This window comes from Helicobacter sp. 23-1044 (assembly GCF_053654695.1).
Map to the genome: position 1 here is coordinate 313,807 of NZ_JBSIUQ010000001.1, position 18,550 is coordinate 332,356.

21 protein-coding genes are annotated in these 18,550 nt (G+C 41.7%); 2 read left to right on the forward strand and 19 right to left on the reverse strand.

Translation table 11 applies throughout. The annotated features are described in order from the left end of the window. Positions 1-7 precede the first annotated feature (7 nt). The 5 genes from ACWIUD_RS01920 to ACWIUD_RS01940 form a co-directional block, all read right to left on the reverse strand. On the reverse strand, positions 8-289 hold the full coding sequence (locus tag ACWIUD_RS01920; RefSeq protein ID WP_454146378.1) for a hypothetical protein: 282 nt from the start codon (positions 287-289) through the stop codon (positions 8-10). After that, positions 207-812 carry a DUF1796 family putative cysteine peptidase gene (locus ACWIUD_RS01925; protein WP_454146153.1) on the reverse strand — a complete coding sequence of 202 codons (606 nt, stop codon included), beginning with the start codon at positions 810-812 and terminating at the stop codon, positions 207-209. The genes ACWIUD_RS01920 and ACWIUD_RS01925 overlap by 83 nt, the downstream gene beginning before the upstream one ends. Beyond that, the gene (locus ACWIUD_RS01930) at positions 812-2,395 is read right to left on the reverse strand and encodes a single-stranded-DNA-specific exonuclease RecJ (RefSeq protein WP_454146155.1); all 1,584 of its coding nucleotides are present in this window, start codon (positions 2,393-2,395) and stop codon (positions 812-814) included. Before ACWIUD_RS01930 ends, ACWIUD_RS01925 begins: the two co-directional genes overlap by 1 nt. After that, complete coding sequence (gene pyrG / locus ACWIUD_RS01935; RefSeq protein ID WP_454146157.1) at positions 2,388-4,022, reverse strand: glutamine hydrolyzing CTP synthase; 1,635 nt, start codon at positions 4,020-4,022, stop codon at positions 2,388-2,390. The genes ACWIUD_RS01930 and pyrG overlap by 8 nt, the downstream gene beginning before the upstream one ends. A 71-nt stretch (positions 4,023-4,093) precedes the next feature. Next, positions 4,094-4,324, reverse strand: coding sequence for a YdcH family protein (locus tag ACWIUD_RS01940; RefSeq protein ID WP_454135886.1), 231 nt, complete (start codon positions 4,322-4,324; stop codon positions 4,094-4,096). Positions 4,325-4,501: 177 nt separating this feature from the next. On the opposite strand from ACWIUD_RS01940, the gene ACWIUD_RS01945 reads away from it, so the two are divergent. Beyond that, positions 4,502-4,648 carry a hypothetical protein gene (locus tag ACWIUD_RS01945; RefSeq protein ID WP_454146159.1) on the forward strand — a complete coding sequence of 49 codons (147 nt, stop codon included), beginning with the start codon at positions 4,502-4,504 and terminating at the stop codon, positions 4,646-4,648. A 10-nt stretch (positions 4,649-4,658) separates the two neighbouring features. On the opposite strand, the gene ACWIUD_RS01950 is transcribed toward ACWIUD_RS01945, so the two are convergent. Genes ACWIUD_RS01950 through tig form a run of 3 tightly spaced genes read right to left on the reverse strand, consistent with a single transcriptional unit; the run spans position 4,659 to position 7,730 of the window. Continuing rightward, positions 4,659-5,756, reverse strand: a complete 1,098-nt coding sequence (locus ACWIUD_RS01950) for a GGDEF domain-containing protein (protein WP_454146161.1) — start codon at positions 5,754-5,756, stop codon at positions 4,659-4,661. Then, the gene (clpP, locus tag ACWIUD_RS01955; protein WP_454146366.1) at positions 5,753-6,391 is read right to left on the reverse strand and encodes an ATP-dependent Clp endopeptidase proteolytic subunit ClpP; all 639 of its coding nucleotides are present in this window, start codon (positions 6,389-6,391) and stop codon (positions 5,753-5,755) included. Before clpP ends, ACWIUD_RS01950 begins: the two co-directional genes overlap by 4 nt. After that, positions 6,357-7,730, reverse strand: coding sequence for a trigger factor (tig, locus tag ACWIUD_RS01960; RefSeq protein WP_454146163.1), 1,374 nt, complete (start codon positions 7,728-7,730; stop codon positions 6,357-6,359). The genes clpP and tig overlap by 35 nt, the downstream gene beginning before the upstream one ends. Before the next feature lie 82 nt (positions 7,731-7,812). Between tig and fliI the strand changes: the two genes are divergently transcribed. Continuing rightward, positions 7,813-9,129 carry a flagellar protein export ATPase FliI gene (fliI, locus tag ACWIUD_RS01965; RefSeq protein ID WP_454146165.1) on the forward strand — a complete coding sequence of 439 codons (1,317 nt, stop codon included), beginning with the start codon at positions 7,813-7,815 and terminating at the stop codon, positions 9,127-9,129. Here fliI and ACWIUD_RS01970 read toward each other — a convergent pair. The 11 genes from ACWIUD_RS01970 to hisF all read right to left on the reverse strand — a co-directional run bounded on the left by ACWIUD_RS01970 (position 9,122) and on the right by hisF (position 18,427). Next, positions 9,122-10,138 (reverse strand): rod shape-determining protein MreC, encoded by a 1,017-nt coding sequence (locus tag ACWIUD_RS01970; RefSeq protein ID WP_454146167.1) that lies wholly within the window; start codon positions 10,136-10,138, stop codon positions 9,122-9,124. The two genes, fliI and ACWIUD_RS01970, sit on opposite strands and share 8 nt — an antisense overlap. 6 nt (positions 10,139-10,144) lie before the next feature. Continuing rightward, complete coding sequence (locus ACWIUD_RS01975) at positions 10,145-11,182, reverse strand: rod shape-determining protein (RefSeq protein ID WP_454135891.1); 1,038 nt, start codon at positions 11,180-11,182, stop codon at positions 10,145-10,147. 10 nt (positions 11,183-11,192) lie between these two features. Continuing rightward, positions 11,193-12,479, reverse strand: a complete 1,287-nt coding sequence (gene clpX / locus ACWIUD_RS01980) for an ATP-dependent Clp protease ATP-binding subunit ClpX (RefSeq protein ID WP_454146169.1) — start codon at positions 12,477-12,479, stop codon at positions 11,193-11,195. Positions 12,480-12,494: 15 nt separating this feature from the next. After that, on the reverse strand, positions 12,495-13,283 hold the full coding sequence (gene lpxA / locus ACWIUD_RS01985) for an acyl-ACP--UDP-N-acetylglucosamine O-acyltransferase (protein WP_454135893.1): 789 nt from the start codon (positions 13,281-13,283) through the stop codon (positions 12,495-12,497). Positions 13,284-13,339: 56 nt separating this feature from the next. Further along, positions 13,340-13,792: a 3-hydroxyacyl-ACP dehydratase FabZ gene (fabZ, locus tag ACWIUD_RS01990; RefSeq protein ID WP_454146171.1), complete on the reverse strand. Its 453-nt coding sequence runs from the start codon at positions 13,790-13,792 to the stop codon at positions 13,340-13,342. 118 nt (positions 13,793-13,910) lie between these two features. Next, entirely contained in the window at positions 13,911-14,240 is a 330-nt protein-coding gene (locus ACWIUD_RS01995; protein WP_454146173.1) for a hypothetical protein, read from the reverse strand. 5 nt (positions 14,241-14,245) lie between these two features. After that, complete coding sequence (locus ACWIUD_RS02000) at positions 14,246-14,563, reverse strand: hypothetical protein (protein ID WP_454146175.1); 318 nt, start codon at positions 14,561-14,563, stop codon at positions 14,246-14,248. A 45-nt stretch (positions 14,564-14,608) separates the two neighbouring features. Beyond that, the gene (locus tag ACWIUD_RS02005; protein WP_454146177.1) at positions 14,609-15,703 is read right to left on the reverse strand and encodes an epoxyqueuosine reductase QueH; all 1,095 of its coding nucleotides are present in this window, start codon (positions 15,701-15,703) and stop codon (positions 14,609-14,611) included. A gap of 135 nt (positions 15,704-15,838) precedes the next feature. Then, positions 15,839-16,927 (reverse strand): 23S rRNA (adenine(2503)-C(2))-methyltransferase RlmN, encoded by a 1,089-nt coding sequence (gene rlmN, locus ACWIUD_RS02010; RefSeq protein WP_454146179.1) that lies wholly within the window; start codon positions 16,925-16,927, stop codon positions 15,839-15,841. After that, entirely contained in the window at positions 16,924-17,553 is a 630-nt protein-coding gene (locus tag ACWIUD_RS02015) for a phosphorylase family protein (RefSeq protein WP_454146181.1), read from the reverse strand. The genes rlmN and ACWIUD_RS02015 overlap by 4 nt, the downstream gene beginning before the upstream one ends. 70 nt (positions 17,554-17,623) lie before the next feature. Beyond that, complete coding sequence (hisF, locus tag ACWIUD_RS02020; RefSeq protein ID WP_454146183.1) at positions 17,624-18,427, reverse strand: imidazole glycerol phosphate synthase subunit HisF; 804 nt, start codon at positions 18,425-18,427, stop codon at positions 17,624-17,626. Positions 18,428-18,550 lie beyond the last annotated feature (123 nt).

Genomic DNA, 18,550 nt, shown 5'->3' on the forward strand with positions numbered 1-18,550 from the left:
AAATTGCTTAATTTATCGCCATTTGGCACATTATTTTGTGCCACGCAAGGGTATTGCCCAAATGTGGGCGTTTGCCATTGATAGTTGTATCATTGCAAAGAAATTCCACCACGCACAATCCATCGCAAATATTGTGTATTTTTCGCTCCACGCGATTTTTTGCAAAATCATCTTTGTGGCAAATATTTACAATGATGAGCGATTTTTTACAAATTTTTTCCCCCCCCCCAATTTTTAAACAACATTTGCATTTTGCACCCAAAATCAGCGATTTTATCCACGCTATCATTCCTTGACGCCACCAAAGCGATGGTTTGCGAATCCAAAATCTTTGCTTTGATTTTTTGAAATCGCCTTTGCATTTTTGCCCTAAATGTCGGCAAATATTCATCTAACGCGACATTTTTAGGAAATGCGTGAATGCTTATCATTTCATCATTGCTAATCGAAACGACATTGCGCTCTTTGCCCTCCGCCCCTCCACTATCATAGCATTTTTCAAAAAAGTCGCCAAATTCCACACAAAAGCACCTATGCGCCTCATCTAGCGAATAATTCCACATCCAATCAAGCGGAGATGATAATTTTCGCAATCCATATTCTCTCAAATGAAGTGCGGGTTTGCACGCATCGCCTACGCTTATAAAAATGTCTGCTTTGATTAGATTTTGCTTTGATATTTGGTAAGCGTGGCGTGAGATGATAAAGGGCAGATTTCGCGCATTTCGGCGTAGATTTGCATTTGGAATGAGTGCGGAGATGATTTTAAAAATTTTAAGCGTGATTGAGAGCAAAAAAGGATATGGATTCATTATATTTGCCTTATATCGCTGATTTGCGCTTCGATTTCGTTATAAAAATTGCGCTTTATGTGGTAGCGGATTCGCACTTTTTGCCCGATAAAATCTTGCGTATTATTAAACAAAATAGCCCTAAATGTCGCATTTTTAAAGCTTAACTTTTGGTGCAAATCTTTGATGATTTGCGAATCGCGCACCACAGCAATCGATTCAAAGCTAATCATCGCATTTTCATTGCCAAACGGCTCAAATCTCTCTAAAATCTCTAAAATCTCCATATTTATTTCATTTAGATTCGCGCTTATTGTGGCGGATTCGGCATTTTTTTCGCTAAAAATTAGATTTGATTCAAGCGAATCTATGAAAGACTCCAAATTTTCGCATTTCAAATTTAGCCCAACCGCCCCGCTATGTCCGCCAAATCGCAATAAATGCGCACTGCATTGTTGAATCGAAGCGATGAGATTCACGCCATCTCTTGCGCGTCCAGAGCCTTTTAACTCGCCGTCTTTTAGATTGAAGCAAAACGCGCTTTTGCCAAATTTATCGGCGATTCGCGCTGCTACAATGCCTATGACGCCGTCATTCCATTGTCCTATGGCGTAGGCGATTTTTTCGCGCTCAACGGCGCATTGCAAAGATTCGGTGAAAACTTCGTTTGTTAGTTTTTTGCGCCATTCGTTTGTTTTTCTTAAAATTTGTAGCAAATTTAGCGCGATTTTGGGATTTTTGGCGGTTAGAAATTTAAATGCCAAACGCGCATTTTTTACGCGCCCAGCGGAGTTTAAAAGGGGCGTGATATAAAAGGCAAGATTCTGCGAATCGATAGTTTTTCTAGATTCTGCGAATTTATTGCCAAACTCATTTCGCAAAAGCGCAAAAACGCCGTTTTTTTCGCTATTGATTCGCTTCACACCTAATTTATAAAGTGTGCGATTTAGCGAAGTCAAAGGCATAATGTCGCTAATAATCGCCAAACTCAAAAACGGCGTAAATGCGAGTAAATCGATATTTTTTGCGCGTGAAATCCCGCGCTTTGCGAACTCACACTTAATCCCAGCGCAAAGATACCACGCCACAACCGCCCCGCAGACTTCCTTTTGCAAAAAGTTGCATTTGCGCTGATTTGGGTTTATAATCACGCTTGCCTTTGGGAGAATCTCAACGCCATTTTCAATCAAAGGCTTGTGGTGGTCGGTTATGATTAGAATCTTGCCACGCTCCGCGCAAAATTCCGCCACTTCAAATGCGGTAATGCCGTTATCTACGCTAATATAAATGTCTGCATTGTAAATTTTTACCATTCGCGTGGAGATTCCATAGCCATCAATGAATCTATTTGGGATTTTTATGATGAAATTTTGGTAGCCCAAAGCCTTAAAAAAGCCCTCCATTATGCAAGATGAGCTTACGCCATCGACATCATAGTCGCCTATGATTGCGATTTTTTTGTTTGATTCAATCGCGCTAACGATTATTTCACTAGCTTCAGCGATACCGCTCATCGTGGCAGGGGCGGGGATATTTTTGGATTGCAGTTCGCCTAAATTGCGCGATTTGAAAATGCTTAAAATTTTATCTTTTAAATCACTCATTTTTGTCGCATTTTAGGGATTTTACCTGCTTTATAAATTCCAAAATGATAGGATTTGGGCTTTGGAGTTTGGAGGTAAATTCGGGGTGAAACTGCACGGCGACAAACCAAGCGTGATTTTTTAGCTCGATTGCCTCAATAAGCCCATTTGATTCGCCACTAATGATGACGCCATTTTTTTCAAAAATCTCGCGGTATTTGACATTTGCTTCATAGCGGTGGCGGTGGCGTTCCTTAATCAAATCGCTATTGTATGCGCTATGAATCTTTGTGCCTTTTTTTAGGTGGCAGGGATATTCGCCAAGTCGCATAGTGCCTCCCATAGGCGAATTGTGCGTCCTAAATTGACTTTTGCCATTTTGGTCGATGAAATCTTCAATGAGGTAGATGATAGGTTCGCTCGTCCCTTTGTCAAACTCCGCGCTGTTAGCGTTTTTTAGCCCTAGCACATTTCTAGCAAATTCGATTAAGGCAAGTTGCATTCCAAGGCAAATCCCCAAAAACGGCACATTGTGCGTCCTAGCGTATTCAATCGCCAAAATCTTGCCATCAATCCCGCGCTCTCCAAAGCCCCCGGGGATTAAAATCCCGTCAATATCGCGCATTTCATCATCGATATTTTTGGATTTAAGATTAGAGCTATCAATCCACTTAATGTTGATTTTTGTATCCGTGTGCGCCCCGCTGTGCGTGAGAGCTTCGATTAGGCTTTTATAGGATTCCTTTAAATCCAAATATTTGCCGACAAATGCGATTTGAACCTCGCTATTTGGGGCGATGATTCGCTTTACTAGCAAATCCCAATTTTGCATTTGTGGTTCAATCGGTGGGATATTAAAGTAACGCGCAATGGGCGTTAGGATATTTTCTCTCATTAGATTTAGCGGGACTTTGTAAATGCTATCGGCGTCCTCTACCACGATAACGCAGTCATTATCCACATCGCAAGACATTGATAGCTTTTGCTTTAAATCGCGTGAGAGTGGGCGTTCGCACCGCGCCAAAATGATTTGCGGACTAATGCCGATTCGGCGAAGTTCCTGCACAGAATGCTGTGTTGGCTTTGTTTTTAGCTCACCTGCGGCTTTGATAAGCGGGATTAGCGTTACGTGAATGCTAATCACCATCGATGAGCCTAACTCGTGTTTGAGTTGCCTCATCGCTTCCAAATATGGCATTCCCTCAATATCGCCAACCGTCCCGCCAAGCTCAACTATCAAAAACTCGCTGTTTTTCCCTGCGTCTTTTATGCGCTCTTTGATTTCATCAACGATATGCGGGACGATTTGAATCGTTTTGCCCAAATAAAAGCCACTGCGCTCTTTTTCGATGACGGATAGATAAATCTGCCCTGTGGTGAAATTGTGCTTCGCGCTTAAATTTATATCCAAAAATCGCTCATAATGCCCCAAATCCAAATCCGTCTCCGCGCCATCATAAGTTACAAAAACTTCGCCGTGTTCAAGCGGACTCATCGTGCCTGGGTCAATATTTATGTAAGGGTCGATTTTTAGGATAGAAACCTTGTGATTTGCGTGTTTGATAAGTGTGGCGATTGACGAAGCGGATATGCCCTTGCCAAGAGAGCTAAGCACACCGCCTGTAACGAAAATATATTTGGGTTGCATTTGAATCTAACCAAATCTAACGCGAATCTTGCCTAAATAGTGCCGAATCTTTACTAAAATCTAGCGCGAATCTACTTGCCCTGATTTTTCTTAAACTCTAACACCATCGCGTAAGCTTCGTCTTTTAGGCGCAATTTTTGCTTTTTCATCGTATCTAACTCAAACTCATCGACATATTCGCCCCCGCCTGCTTCGACTTCTTTAATCCTATCATCTAACTCATTGTGCTCTTCAAAAATCCTAGCAAAATGTGGATTTTGCGCCTTTAATTGCGCGATTTCTTCTCGATATTCGTGTAGCATTTTTACCTCCAATTTTTAAAATGCGAAATTATACTTTGTGAAACTTAAAAATATTTGTAGATTCTGCGATTCGTATAAAATTCGCAGAATCTACTTTGTTTGTCATTTTGAGCGAAGCGAAAAATCTCAAAAAAAATAAAAGAGATTCTTCGCTTTGCACTTCGTGCTTCGCTCAGAATGACAAGGTTTTGGATGGTTGCTTCGCTTCGCTCGCAAATTCTGCGGATTGCCACGAATCGCTTCGCGATTCTCGCAATGACGGAGTTAGGGCAATTCGCAGAATCTACCCACCCCCTAACCCCCTCCGCAAGGGAGGGGGAATAATTCGCAGAATCTACCCGCCATCCTCTTCATAAATATTATAAGGTGCATTTTCCCTTTGTGCCTTTCGTAGGGCGTTTATGGCGAAGTTTAGCGTAGATTCTGCGTTGCGATTTGGGAGTAATTTTGCAATGCCAATATTCAAATCCAAGCAAATCTCTCGCCTCCCCAAAAATACATTCGTATTTTGCATTAGCGCAAGAAGTCGCTCGCTCGCGTTTTTACTCGCCAAAATATCGCAGTTGCGCAGCAGCATAGCAAAAATCCCATTGCCGATATATCCAATAATATCGCTTCGGCGGGAGGTTTTTAGCAGTAGTTTTGCGACGGTTTTCATCACCACAAGGGCGGTTGTTTGGTCGTTTTGCAAATATCTCGTGACGCCAAGCGGAAGCGACATCATTATAATCGTGCTCGCGTGGGCGAACTTCTCCACCATTTTTTGCTCATTTTGCACTAAATAAATAAAATATCGCTTGTTATAAGTGTCGAAATTTTGGTCATACATCGTGTTTGTATTGATATTTTCCAAAATTTGATTGCATTTTTGGTAGAGATTTTTCAACTGATTTATTTGCAAATCAATCTCATTTTGAATGCTTTGAGTTTCCTTTGAAAAGTGATTTGCGCTTCTATTGTGCGCTAAATCCAAACTCCACTTTTTCTCAATATCATTCATAATGATGAGATTTTTATAGATGTTTTGCGTGCATTTCAAAATATCGCGAGTGTTTGCAAATGCGCTGTGTATGCTCTTTTCAAAGGTTATGTTCCGCTCGTCATTCTCCACGCCACTTTCAGTCATCGCGCTAATTTGTTTTTGAAACTCGATGCTTTTCGTATTTAAAAGCGTCTCAAAATAAGTTTGATAATTTAGCGGAAGTGGCGGGATATTTTTGCTAAGAAGCGTTTTGAAAACTTGGGTAGAAAAGTCCTCGATAGATTCTGCGTTTTGCGGAGATTCTGCGCTAAAATTCGCAGAATCTCCGCCATTTGCAGAATCTAAATTCGCCAAATCCGCAGAATCTAACTCGCAAACTTTATCCGCCATTTCGGCAGATTCTGCGGTGGATTCTGCGCCTAAATCTACTTCCGTTTGCAGTCTAATCATTTCAAACTTTTTCCCAAAACATCATCGATTATGCCATAATCCTTCGCCTCTTTGGCACTCATAAAAAAGTCCCTATCGGTGTCGGTTTGGATTTTTTTAATGCTCTGCCCCGTGTTTTTCACCAAAATTTTATTTAACTCGCCCTTTATTCGCAGAATCTCTTGTGCGTGGATTTGAATATCGCTTGCCTGTCCGCTCGCTCCGCCAAGCGGTTGATGAATCATAATCCTAGCATTTGGCAAAGCATATCGCTTGCCCTTCGTCCCGCTACTCAAAAGAAATGCGCCCATTGACGCCGCCTGCCCAATGCAAATTGTCGAAATATCAGGTTTTATATAATTCATCGTATCATAAATACTTAATCCGCTTGTAACCACGCCACCGGGCGAATTTATGTAAAGAAAAATATCTTTTTGCGGGTCCTCCGCCTCCAAAAATAGCAACTGCGCGACAATCGAACTCGCCACAAAATCATCAATCGCCCCGCTAAGCATTACAACCCTATCTTTTAAAAGTCGCGAGTAGATATCATAACTGCGCTCCCCGCGAGAAGTTTTCTCAATCACATAAGGAATATAATTCATTTTTTCGCCCCTTTTTTTATTTAGATTCTGCGTTTGCGGTGGATTCTGCAATTTTCGTGCGAGATTCTGCGCTAGATTCTGCGTTTTTCGCACTTTTCGCAGAATCTGCTTTTTTCGCCAAATCCGCAGAATCTAAAATATGATTTAGCACTTTATTTTCCAAAATCGTCATTTTTATCGCCGGAAACATTCCGCTTTTTTCGTAACTATCCGCCAAATCCTTTGGATTTTGCCCGCTCATCATCGCTTCGTAATAAAGCATTTGATAAAGTTCGCCATCCGCGACTTTGATATTATTCGCCTTTGCGTAGGTATCGACTATGAAAGTCAATCGCACGCTTTTTTCCGCCTCCGCGCGGTGCGTCTCGCGCTTCTCTTTTGCCTTTTGCTTGTTTTCTTGCAGTTCTTTTAACTCGCCTTCATTTAGTTTGTGCAGGGCGTTTCTAAACACTATATCCATTTCCTGCTCGATGATATTTTGCGGTAAATCAAATGTGAAATCTTTTAGCAGATTTTCGACAAGCGCGGGTTTTGCCTCGTTAAATGCGGTGCTTTTCGCCTCGCTTTCTAACTGCGTTTTGATAAACGCTTCCAAATCCTCTAACTTCGCCTCTGCGTTATTTGAAAGCACTTTTTTTGCTAAATCATCGTCTATCGGCGCAGAATCTCGCTTTTTAATGGCGTTGATTTTGACTTTGAATTCGCATTTTTTCCCTGCCAAATGCTCCGCATAATCCTTTGGAAACTCCAAATTTAGCGTTTTTTCATCGCCTTTTTTTGCGCCAAGCAGTCCGCTTTCAAATCCATCGATGAAAGATTTACTGCCGAGTTCCAAATCAAATCCTTTCGCACTTCCGCCCTCAAATGCGCTCCCATCGATAAATCCTTCAAAGTCGATATTTGCAATGTCGCCAGATTCTGCGTTTTTATCCACTTCGATTAACTCGCCACTATTTTTTGCAAAAATCGCTAATCGCTCATCAACCGCCTTTTTGTCGATTTTTTTGAGATTTATTTGCGGGATGGACTTTTTCAAATCTGCCAAATTTATTTCAGGCAAAAGTCCTAATTTCGCCTCAAACTCAATATTTCCATCCGCCACTTCAAATTTATCAAAAATCGCACTGCCAATCACGCTATTTTGCGCGATATTTGCGTCTTTTAGGTGCTTTTGAATGCAGTCATTTAATGCTTCGTTTTGCGCCTCTTGCGTGATTTGCTCTTTGTGGCGCGATTCTACGACTTTTAGGGGAACTTTGCCTTTTCTAAAACCATCGATTTTTAGATTTTTTGCGAGATTTTGCGCGATTTTATTTCGCTTTAAATCCACTATGCTACAATCGATTTTGTCCTTAATTGCGATATTTGCGCTGTCTATTTTCTCAATCATATTTCAATCCTATTTTTAAAAATAAAGTGGCATTTTATCACAAATATTATCTATAATTCCAAAAAATATTTTAGGATTTTCAATGCCACTCTCAAAGTTAAAAGAAAAACTGCAAGATAAAATCGACTTATCGCCCTATTTTGGGGAAGTCGTGCAAATAAATGAAGATGTAATCAAAGCGCGAGGTTTGAGAACCTCAATCGGCGATATAATCCGCATTCAAAACGCAGAATCTACCGCAGGTGACGCGCTAAATGGCATTGTAAGTGCGATAAATATCGATACATTTTCCATTATCCCATTTACCTCCACGCACGGATACAAAATCGGCGATAAGGTTTTTCTCTCGCAAAAAGGACTTAAAATCGGCGTGGGAGACGCGCTTTTAGGGCGAATTGTAAATACTTTTGCAAATCCCATCGATGGCAAAGGCGAGATTAAAAAAGATGAGTTTGTCCCCATTTTAAGCGCACCGATAATGGCGATGAAGCGCGGACTAATCGATGAAATTTTTAGCGTGGGGATAAAAAGCATTGATGGATTATTGACTTGTGGCAAAGGGCAGAAAATGGGGATTTTCGCGGGAAGTGGCGTGGGGAAATCCACGCTTATGGGAATGATAGTGCGCGGAAGCAAAGCGCAAATCAAAGTTGTCGCGCTCATCGGCGAGCGAGGGCGGGAGGTGCCTGAGTTTGTAGAGCGAAATTTGGGCGGAGATTTAAGCAACACAATAATTGTCGTGGCGACTAGCGATGATTCTGCGTTTATGCGAAAATATGGTGCATTTAGCGCGATGGCGATTGCGGAGTATTTCAAAAATAAAGGGCACGATGTGCTTTTTATGATGGATTCCGTCACGCGATTTGCCCAAGCGCAGAGGGAAATTGGACTATTTTTAGGCGAGTCGCCTGCGAGTAAAGGTTATCCGCCATCGGTGTTTTCTTTGCTTCCGCAGTTGATGGAGCGAGCGGGAAAGGAAAGGGGCAAAGGTTCGATTACGGCGTTTTTTACGATTTTGGTTGAGGGCGATGATTTGAGCGACCCAATCGCCGACCATAGCAGAAGCATTTTGGATGGGCATATCGCGCTATCGCGTGAGTTAAGCGAAAAGGGAATTTACCCGCCTATCGACATTCTCGCTTCAACTTCGCGTGTGATGACAAAAGACTTGGTTTCGCAAAAGCATTTGGAGAGCGTGGCGAAATTCCGCAAGAATTACGCACTTTTGAAGGATAATGAGATTTTAATCCGCATTGGTTCATATCAAAAAGGCAGCGACAAAGAGCTAGATTCTGCGATTGAGAAAAAAGAGAGGATGGAGCGATTTTTAGAGCAAGATTCGCAGAATCTCAGCGATTTTGATGAGATTTATAGGCAGTTAGAGGCGATTTTTAGTTAGATAAATCCACCATCCAAAAATACCCAATTTCATCATTTTGATTATACAAATCCACCTCCGCCACGATATAGCTAAACTCATCGCGCACATTTTTCACTCTCCCCACGCCAATGCCCTCAAAAAAAATGCCATCCAATCCGCTTGTGATGATTTCATCACCCTCTTTTATGTCCTGCCACGCGGCGATGTATTTCACTACGACATTTCCGCTGATGTCGGTTTGTAAAATGCCTATATTTTTGTTTTCGCCCACAAATACGCCGTAGCTGACTTTTGAGTCGCCATTCAAAATCCCTTGCAATAATCCATCTTTGTAAAGGGCGATACCGGCGGTGTAGCCGTCTTTTATAAGTCCGTAAATCTTTTCTTTTGCGGGGGGTTTTGTGGGATTTGGTGTGGAAACTTTTTTCGCAGAATCTAGTGTGGGGTTTTTCGCAGAATCTAGTGTGGGGTTTTTCGCAGAATTTAGCGTGTTTGGCGTGAAAAATTGCCTAGATTCTGCGATTTTTGGTGTAGAATCTGATTTCGCAGAATCTACCGAAAAATTATTCGCAGAATCTCGCGCACTCGCAGAATCTAATTTTGGCGCAGAATCTACCGCAGATTCTGCGATTTTCGTGGGATTTTGCACTTTTAGCCACACTCGCAAATACTGCCCCATCTCTACGAATGAATACGCGCGCACGAGCGTTGCACTGACTTCGAGTGGCTTTATGTTTGTTTGCGTTAGGGAGCGCATTTTCGCCACTTCGCTTTGTAGATTTGCGATGATTATGTCGTTTTGCTCTTTTTGGATTTTTATGTTTTTAAGTTCGCTAATTTGCGCGCTTTGATTTTTGTAGGTGGCGAAAGTCTCGCCGATTGCGGAGGTGGCGTCATTTATATTGTCTCTAATTTTGTTCCCAAACGCCACGCCGTAGCGAAAAATATCGTTATTCACTCCCGCCAAAAATAAAATAAAAACAGCTAAAATACAGCTCCACAGCCAGATTCTGCTCCGTTTTTTCAAGCGTCATTAGTCCTCATAGAATAATTGCTCGAAAATCTCATCATCCTCCATCGCCTTGCCTGTGCCTTTTGCCACGCTTAAAAGTGGCTCATCTGCGACATAAACGGGCAGTTTCACAATCTCGCTTATGTATTTATCAAGTCCGCGAATAAGAGCCCCGCCACCCGTTAGCACCACGCCATTTTCCACAATATCGCCCGATAAATCCGGTGGCATAACTTCAAGCACAGATTTTAGCACATCGACAATGTCGCGCAGTGGCTCTTTTATCGCGTCTCTTATGTCCTCGCTAGTTAATTCAATCGTATTTAGCAGTCCGCTAACTTGGTCGCGCCCCTTTACCTGCATACTGATGGTTTTTTCAAGTGGGTAGGCACAGCCGATTTTCAGCTTGATTTCCTCGCCTGTGCGCTCGCCAATCAAAAGATTATACTTTTTGCGGACATAATCGACAATCGATTCATCCATTTTATCCCCTGCCACGCGAATAGATTTGCTTATAACAAGTCCGCCAAGCGAAACCACGCCAATTTCAGTAGTCCCCCCGCCGATATCCACTATCAAACTTCCCTGCGGGTCTTTGATAGGCAAACCCGCGCCGATTGCCGCTGCCATCGGCTCATCAATCGTTCCTACTTTTCTAGCACCAGCACTCATAGCGGACTCAATGACGGACTTTTTTTCCACGCTTGTAAGTCCATAAGGGACGCAAACAGCAATGCGAGGGCGGATAAATCGCTTTCTATCGTGCGTCTTTTCAATGAAATAGCGAATCATCTTTTCTGTCATCTCAAAGTCCGCAATCACGCCATTTCGCATAGGGCGAATCGCCTCAATGCCACTTGGCGTTTTGCCTAACATTTCCTTTGCTTCTTTGCCGACTGCTAGGACTTTGCTTCGCCCATATTTGTTATTTTGCACCGCGACAATGCTAGGCTCGTTTATCACAATGCCCTTGCCGCGCACCAAAACAATCGTATTTGCCGTCCCCAAATCTATCGCAATATCTTGTGAAAATAGCCCTATGATACTATCTAAAATCATCTTTTTCCTTTCAAATAATTTCTTTTTTCTTTGCTTTGTTTTTTATGAGCGTAGGCGCACTTTTGCCCGTCACAAAGTCGCTTGTAATGACTAATTTCGCATTTGCGTAGTCTTTAATATCAAACATTAAATCAACCATTAAGCCCTCCATAATCGCACGCAACGCCCTTGCGCCCGTTTTGCGTTCGATTGCCTTTTGGACGATTAGTTTTAGCGCGCTTTCCTCAAACTCCAACGCGACATTATCCAACGCAAAAATCTTTTGATATTGGCGGATGAGCGAGTTTTTGGGCTTTAAGAGAATATTTAGCATTGCCCTTTCATCAATCTCATCAAGCGTAGCGATAATGTGAAGTCGCCCGATTAGCTCAGGTATCATTCCATAATTCATCAAATCGCTTGAATCTACCAAGTGAAAGTAATTTTCGTCATTGTTAATCGCCTTTTTCTCAGTGGTGAATCCTAACATATTGCTACCCAAACGGCGTTTGATAATGTCATTTAACCCATCAAACGCGCCTCCGCAGATAAATAAAATATTTTCGGTGTTTATTTGCACGAACTCTTGGTGCGGATGTTTGCGCCCACCTTGCGGAGAAATATTTACCAAACTGCCTTCAATTATTTTTAGCAATGCTTGTTGCACGCCCTCGCCAGAGACATCGCGGGTAATGGAGCGATTTTCGCTAACACGCGCGATTTTATCAATCTCATCGATGAAAATTATGCCCTTTTCTGTGCGCTCTATATCGTAATCTGCCGCTTGATAAAGGCGTGTGATGATATTTTCCACATCTTCGCCCACATATCCCGCCTGAGTTAAGCTCGTAGCGTCTGAAATTGCAATAGGAACATCTAAAAATTTCGCAAAAGTCTGTGCCATAAGCGTTTTGCCACTGCCTGTGGGACCGAGAAGCAAAATATTTGATTTTGCGATTTCTACATCGTCTTCTGCGCTAGATTCTGCGTCTATTTGTGAGATTCGCTTGTAGTGGTTATAAACGGCGACTGAGAGCAACTTTTTTGCCCTATCCTGCCCGATTACATAATCATCTAGCGCAGCTTTCAAATCCTTTGGCGAAATGGTGCTAAAATCAACTTCTTCGTGCTCGTGTGTGCGAAAATTACCCTGCATTGCGATTTGCGCCATAAACATTCGCAGCGTATCCTCGCTTGCGAAAATCGCCTCGATTTCTTTATTTGAATAGCAACTTTTGCAAACAAAAACGCCTTTTTTGAAATAAATTGGATTGTTGTTTGAATCCTTGCAGTGGCAAAAATAGCATTCTTTTTTCATAAAATCTCGCCTTTTTTAGTTGTCATCGTCATTTAACTCGCCACGCACGAAAGGAATCCCCCGCTTGGTGCTAATTATAAACTCGCATATTTTTTTTATGCTTTCAGATTCTGCGTTTTTAAGCAAATCTTGTGCCAATTCTTTTATTGGTGCTTTACCCGAAAAAAGCACTCTATAAGTTTGCGAAATTTCATCAATCTCATCTCGCTTAAAAAGTTTTCGCAAACGATATTTATTTAGTCCGCGAATCACGGCGTGATTGCCCTGCGCTATGCAAAATGGCGGTATATCTTGACTTAGCGCGCTCGCCCCGCCAAGCATCGCTCCATCGCCGATTTTGACAAACTGATGAATGGCACTCATCCCGCCGATATTCACATCATCGCCGATTGTGATATGTCCGCCCAAAGTCGCGCAGTTCGCCAAAATGCAGTTATTGCCTATAATGCAATCGTGCGCAATGTGCGTGTATGCCATAAATAAATTATTATCGCCAATAATGGTTTTGCCCCCGCCACCGCTAGTGCCCGGGCTAAACATTGTAAATTCGCGAATCAAATTATTTTTGCCGATGATTAGCTCTGTCTTTTCGCCTTTATATTTCAAATCCTGCGGTTCATTGCCAAGTGCGGCGTGAGAAAAAACCTTCGTCCCATCGCCGATTGTCGTGTAGCCATCGATGATGGCGCCATCATAAATCTTGCAATTTTTGCCGATTTTGACATTTTCGCCAATCACGCAAAAATTCCCAATCTCCGTGCCTTCGCCGATATTTTTTGATTTTATAATCGAAGTTTTTGTCATATTTGTCCTTAAAAGATTCTGTGTTTAGATTCTGCGATTTTCGCCCTAGATTTTGCCTAATCCGCAATCATCGCTTTTAGCTCCGCTTCTGCTACGAGTTTATCATCCACAAACGCCTTGCCGTCAATCACCCAAACCTTGCCTTTATTTTTTAGCACTTCAACCTTATATACGAGCTTATCGCCCGGCTTTACCATTGAGCGAAATTTCGCCCTATCGATACTCATAAAATACACCAAGCGCGAACCATCATTCACAGAATCTTCGCCAAACGCACTCTTAAACGCCAAAATCCCGCCTGTTTGCGCCATCCCTTCAATGATATAAACGCCCGGATAAATGGGACTTGTGGGAAAATGCCCCGCGAAAATCGGCTCATTAAAAGTGATATTTTTGTAGCCTTCAATGCACCTGCCAAGCTCTAAATGCGTGATTTTATCCACGAGCAAAATGGGATATCGATGGGGCAGAATCTGCATAATCTCTTGAATATCGATTGTCCTCTCCATAATTCACTCTCCAAAATTATATTTTGCAAAAAAGGGTAATTGTAGCATAAAATCCTTAAATTGCGCTAAAATTGCGGATTTTTGTCGCAGATTCTGCGATTTTGCGCGAATCAAAGCATTATTTGCTTTGTTTGGATAAGATTTTAGCGATTACTACCCCGCCCCACGAGATTAACGGGGAGAGTATTATTAAAACATAAGCCATCGCAAAAGCATAGACATTGCCATCGCCACCAGCTCTTGTGCCAAAGGTAAAACCATACAAAAATATCGCGATAGGCAAGGCAATCGCTACAATCGCAAATCCCATTATTATTTTGCCCTCTTCTTGCTTTGATGGATTGTCGCTTTTGGCGAGTTTTCTACCCATAAAAAATGGATAAAAAATCGTCCCAAACAATAGCAATATAAGGCATATACCGACTATTAAATTAAATATTTCTTCCATATTTTTTACTTTTTCGTGCCTAAATCTTTTGGCATAATTAGATATACAATCCACGCAATGAATGCCCCGCCCCACGAGATTATCGGCACACTAACCAAACCTAATGCCAAAGCAATGCCCGATTGCACTTCAAATGTAGCAATAATCGATATGACAAACGAAGCGATGGCGATGATTGAAGCTACGATGATTATCCACCCAGCTACGCGAGAAGCGAAACTTTTTGCTTTGAGTAGATTTTCACCAAAGACTATAATCAAAGGCACGATAGCGACAAACAATAAAAATACAATAAACATTATAGCTGTAACCAAATCACTCATTTTTCACTCCTTAAAAAAGCCAAATTATAGCGCAAAATTTTGGCTTCACAACTCCACCACTTCAAATATATCTGTGCTTTGAAAAATGGCATTTATGTTTATAGTGAGATTTTCAGCTGTTGCCAAATCCACCGCAATTATGGGCTTTATGCTATCTACCCCCAAAAGTTTTGTGCGCAAATTTAGCTCATCATCAAATTTTGGCGGATTGTAGCGCAAAGAAAGCGTGTTTTTGTGATTTGTGCCAAAGATTTTATTTACAGATTCGACACTCAAAAATAGCGCGTTATCGGAGAATCCCGCTAAAATCTTTTTGCTATCCACGCTAATTTCGTGCCATTTTATATTGTGAATCTTTTGATTTTTCATTGCCTTTGAATGCGCAAAAATATATGAATTTATCACTTCGCCACCGATTTTTTTTACGCTCCCGCTTAATAATCGCCACGCATTTATGGTATTTTTTTGTAAGATAAACGCCCTACCCTTGCGCTCCAAATCCCACACTTTGGCAAAAATCTCACTATGATATTTCGCGCTCCCTTTTAACGCCCTGCCCCCGATTTCATCAAATAATTCAAGCGCGATTGCACCTTTGCGCTCCCTTTGCTTGGTAAGCGCAAACACACACCCGCAGTAATTCTGCCGATAGAGATTCGCGCTCTTTGCCAAATCCGCCTGAATCTGCGTCCCACCATTGCTACGAAAATCCACTTTGATAAACTCTAATCCGTATTTTTTGGCGACATTATCGCCTAGCGCAAAAAGCTCATTTTGGGATTTCATCGGGCTTGTTAGAAGTGTGGTTGTGATTTTGGATTCGTCTAAATTTAATGCTAAAAGCGCGGTTTTGTTTAGGCGCGATTCAAAGCAAATATTGCAACGCTCGCCCTTTTCGTCAGCGCATTCAAATCCCGCTACGGATTCAAGCCACGAATCTATTTCATATTCGCCACAAATTAGCGGAATTTGCAGATTTTCGCAACTGCGGTGGACTTCTTGTAGGCGCAAATCGTATTCATCGCTTGGGTGAATGTTTGGATTGTAAAAAAAGCCGATGAGATTTTCGTGCGGATAGATTTCGCGCAGTCTTTGCAAAAAATAGTGGCTATCCACAGAGCAACAAATATGCACTAGCATTACAAATCCTTTTTATACGCATAGAGTAAAAATCCAGCGATGCCCACCGCAAAAACTACGCCCAAAAATATAAACAAACCATAATCCAATGTCATTTTTCACTCCATTTAAAATTTTGTTTCATATGAAACATTTTTAAGATTCGTGCGAATCCACACGCAAATCCAAATCTCGCCTTGCCTTTAACTGCCCACACGCCGCGTCAATATCCGCGCCTTTTGATTGTCTTATCGTAGCCATTATGCCCTTGCTGATTAAAAAATCCGCGAATCTCTCCGCATTTTCTTTTAACGGACGCGCGAATCTCGCGCCACTAAATTCATTAAACAAAATGATATTCACCTTCGCCTTTATGCCATCTAGCAGTCGCACCAAATCCCGCGCATTTGCCAAATCATCGTTTATGTCCTTTATCATTAGATATTCAAAAAGGACGCGTTTGCGCGTATTTATTGGGAATTTTCGCACACTCTCAATTATGCTTTCAATATTGTATTTTTTGTTTATCGGCATAAGTTTATCGCGCACAGCGTCATTTACCGCGTGTAGCGAAATTGCAAGATTTACGCCCAAATCCAAACTCCCAAGCCGCTCAATCATCGGCGAAATGCCACTTGTAGAAATCGTCTGCCGTTTTGGCGAAATGGATAGCCCATCAATGTCGCTGATGATTTTTATCGCCTTTGTTACGCACTCAAAATTATCCAGCGGTTCGCCCATACCCATATACACGATATTTACGCGCTTTTGGGGCGGAATGTAGTTGTCGCGTTTGATTGCGACAATCTGCTCTACAATCTCGCCTGTGGCAAGGTTTCGCTTAAATCCGCCCTCCGCTGTTTTGCAAAATCTGCACCCGATTTTGCACCCGATTTGTGAGCTAACGCAAATGCTCCATTTTTCGCCTGACACAATTTTGCCATTTTCATCGCTTTGCGATTCGCGCATTTTGATTAGCACGGATTCAAAGGTTTGATTGTCAATCGTTTTAAAAAGATATTTTTTTGTGCCGTCATTACTTTTTTGAATCTGCTCGATTTGCAAATTTTTCGCGCTAAAATTTTGGCTTAATTTTTCACGCAAATCTTTTGGGATATTTATCATTTTGTCAAAATCATTTTCGTAATTCACATAAAGCCATCGCCAAATTTGCTTTGCACGAAAGGGCGGATTTAGATTTACTTTTAGCTCATCAAGCGTGAAATCAAAGATATTTTTTGTCATAAAATCGCCTTTGGATTCGCCCCATAATTTGCCAAAATATCTCGTGCGAATGCCTCTAACTTTTTATGCGCGTCTTTGTGAAGTGCGATGAAATTTTTATGCGCGTCTTTGTCGCAGTGATTTGTAATGCAAAAGATTCCAAGCGCGGGAATCTTAAAATAATCTGCGACTTTGAGCACGGAAAAAAACTCCATATTTTCTAGTAAAATCCCCGCATTTGTCATTTTGTGTGCTAAAATTTCGTCCGTGCAAATGTAGTTGCTACTATTGACAATCGCACGGGGGCGTGAATCCAAAATCGCAGCTAGATTCGCGCCAAAATTCGCACCCAAATTTTTGCCATTAGATTCGCCCAATGTTTCATATGAAACAATTTCGATTTTGTTATCTAATGGCGTGTAAGATTCGCCCTTGCTAAATGATGATTCGATTTGCGTGGCGGAGTTGCTTACAAAAATATCTAGTAATTTTATATCCTTGCTATACGCTCCCGCACTGCCGATGAAAACCAAATATTGCGGATTTTCGCGCAAAATAATCGCCGTTAGCTCGATGGCAGATTCCACCAAGCCCACGCCAATATCTTTGGCAAAGTTAAAATTTTCACCCCTAGCACAGATAAACATTTTTGTCCTTTTTTAGATTTGTGATTTTAGATTCGCGCCACCAAGATTCACAGATTTTGCACCAAAATTTTCACAGCCGAATCGGCACACCATTGTCTGCCAAATATTTTTTCAAATCAGCGATTTGGATTTCATTGTAGTGAAATATACTCGCAGCCAATGCTGCGTTCGCGCCATTTTGATATGCCTCCAAAATATGCTCCATTTTTCCAGCACCACCACTTGCAATCAGCGGGATTTTCACATTTTTTGCGCTCCATTGTAGCAAGGGCAAATCATAGCCATTTTTCGTGCCATCGCTATCCATACTCGTTAGCAAAATCTCCCCTGCGCCAAGCGATTCGACTTGCTTTGCCCATTTAAAATAATCAATCCCCGTATCGATTCGCCCACCATTTATAAAAACGCTCCATTGCGATTCGCCAAAATCTACGCGTTTGACATCAATCGCCACCACGATACATTGAGAGCCAAATCGCTTCGCGCCCTCTTCAATCAAATGCGGATTTTTAATCGCAGCAGAGTTAATGCTAACCTTATCGCACCCCGCATTCAAAAGCGCGTAAATATCATCTAAATTTCGCACACCGCCACCCACGCTAAAAGGGATAAAAACTTCTTTTGCGACTTTTTTTACCACCTCCAAAATCGCGCCACGATTTTCCACACTCGCCGTAATATCCAAAAACACAATCTCATCTGCGCCTTTGTCATTATACGCCTTTGCGATTGCCACAGGGTCGCCTATGCTTTGCAAATCTACGAAATTCACACCCTTTACCACGCTACCATTTTTCACATCAAGGCAGGGGATTATGCGAAAGGCTAAATTACTATTATTGTGTTTGCTTGAATCGCAATTTTTTTGCTCCATAAAATCTCCAAAAATTCCTTTAAAATTTGACTTGATATTTTATCAAAAAAAAGATAAAATGCGCGAAATTTTTCCCAAAGCATAGTTTTAAGGGGGCGTTCTATAAAATCGCAATCCAAATTT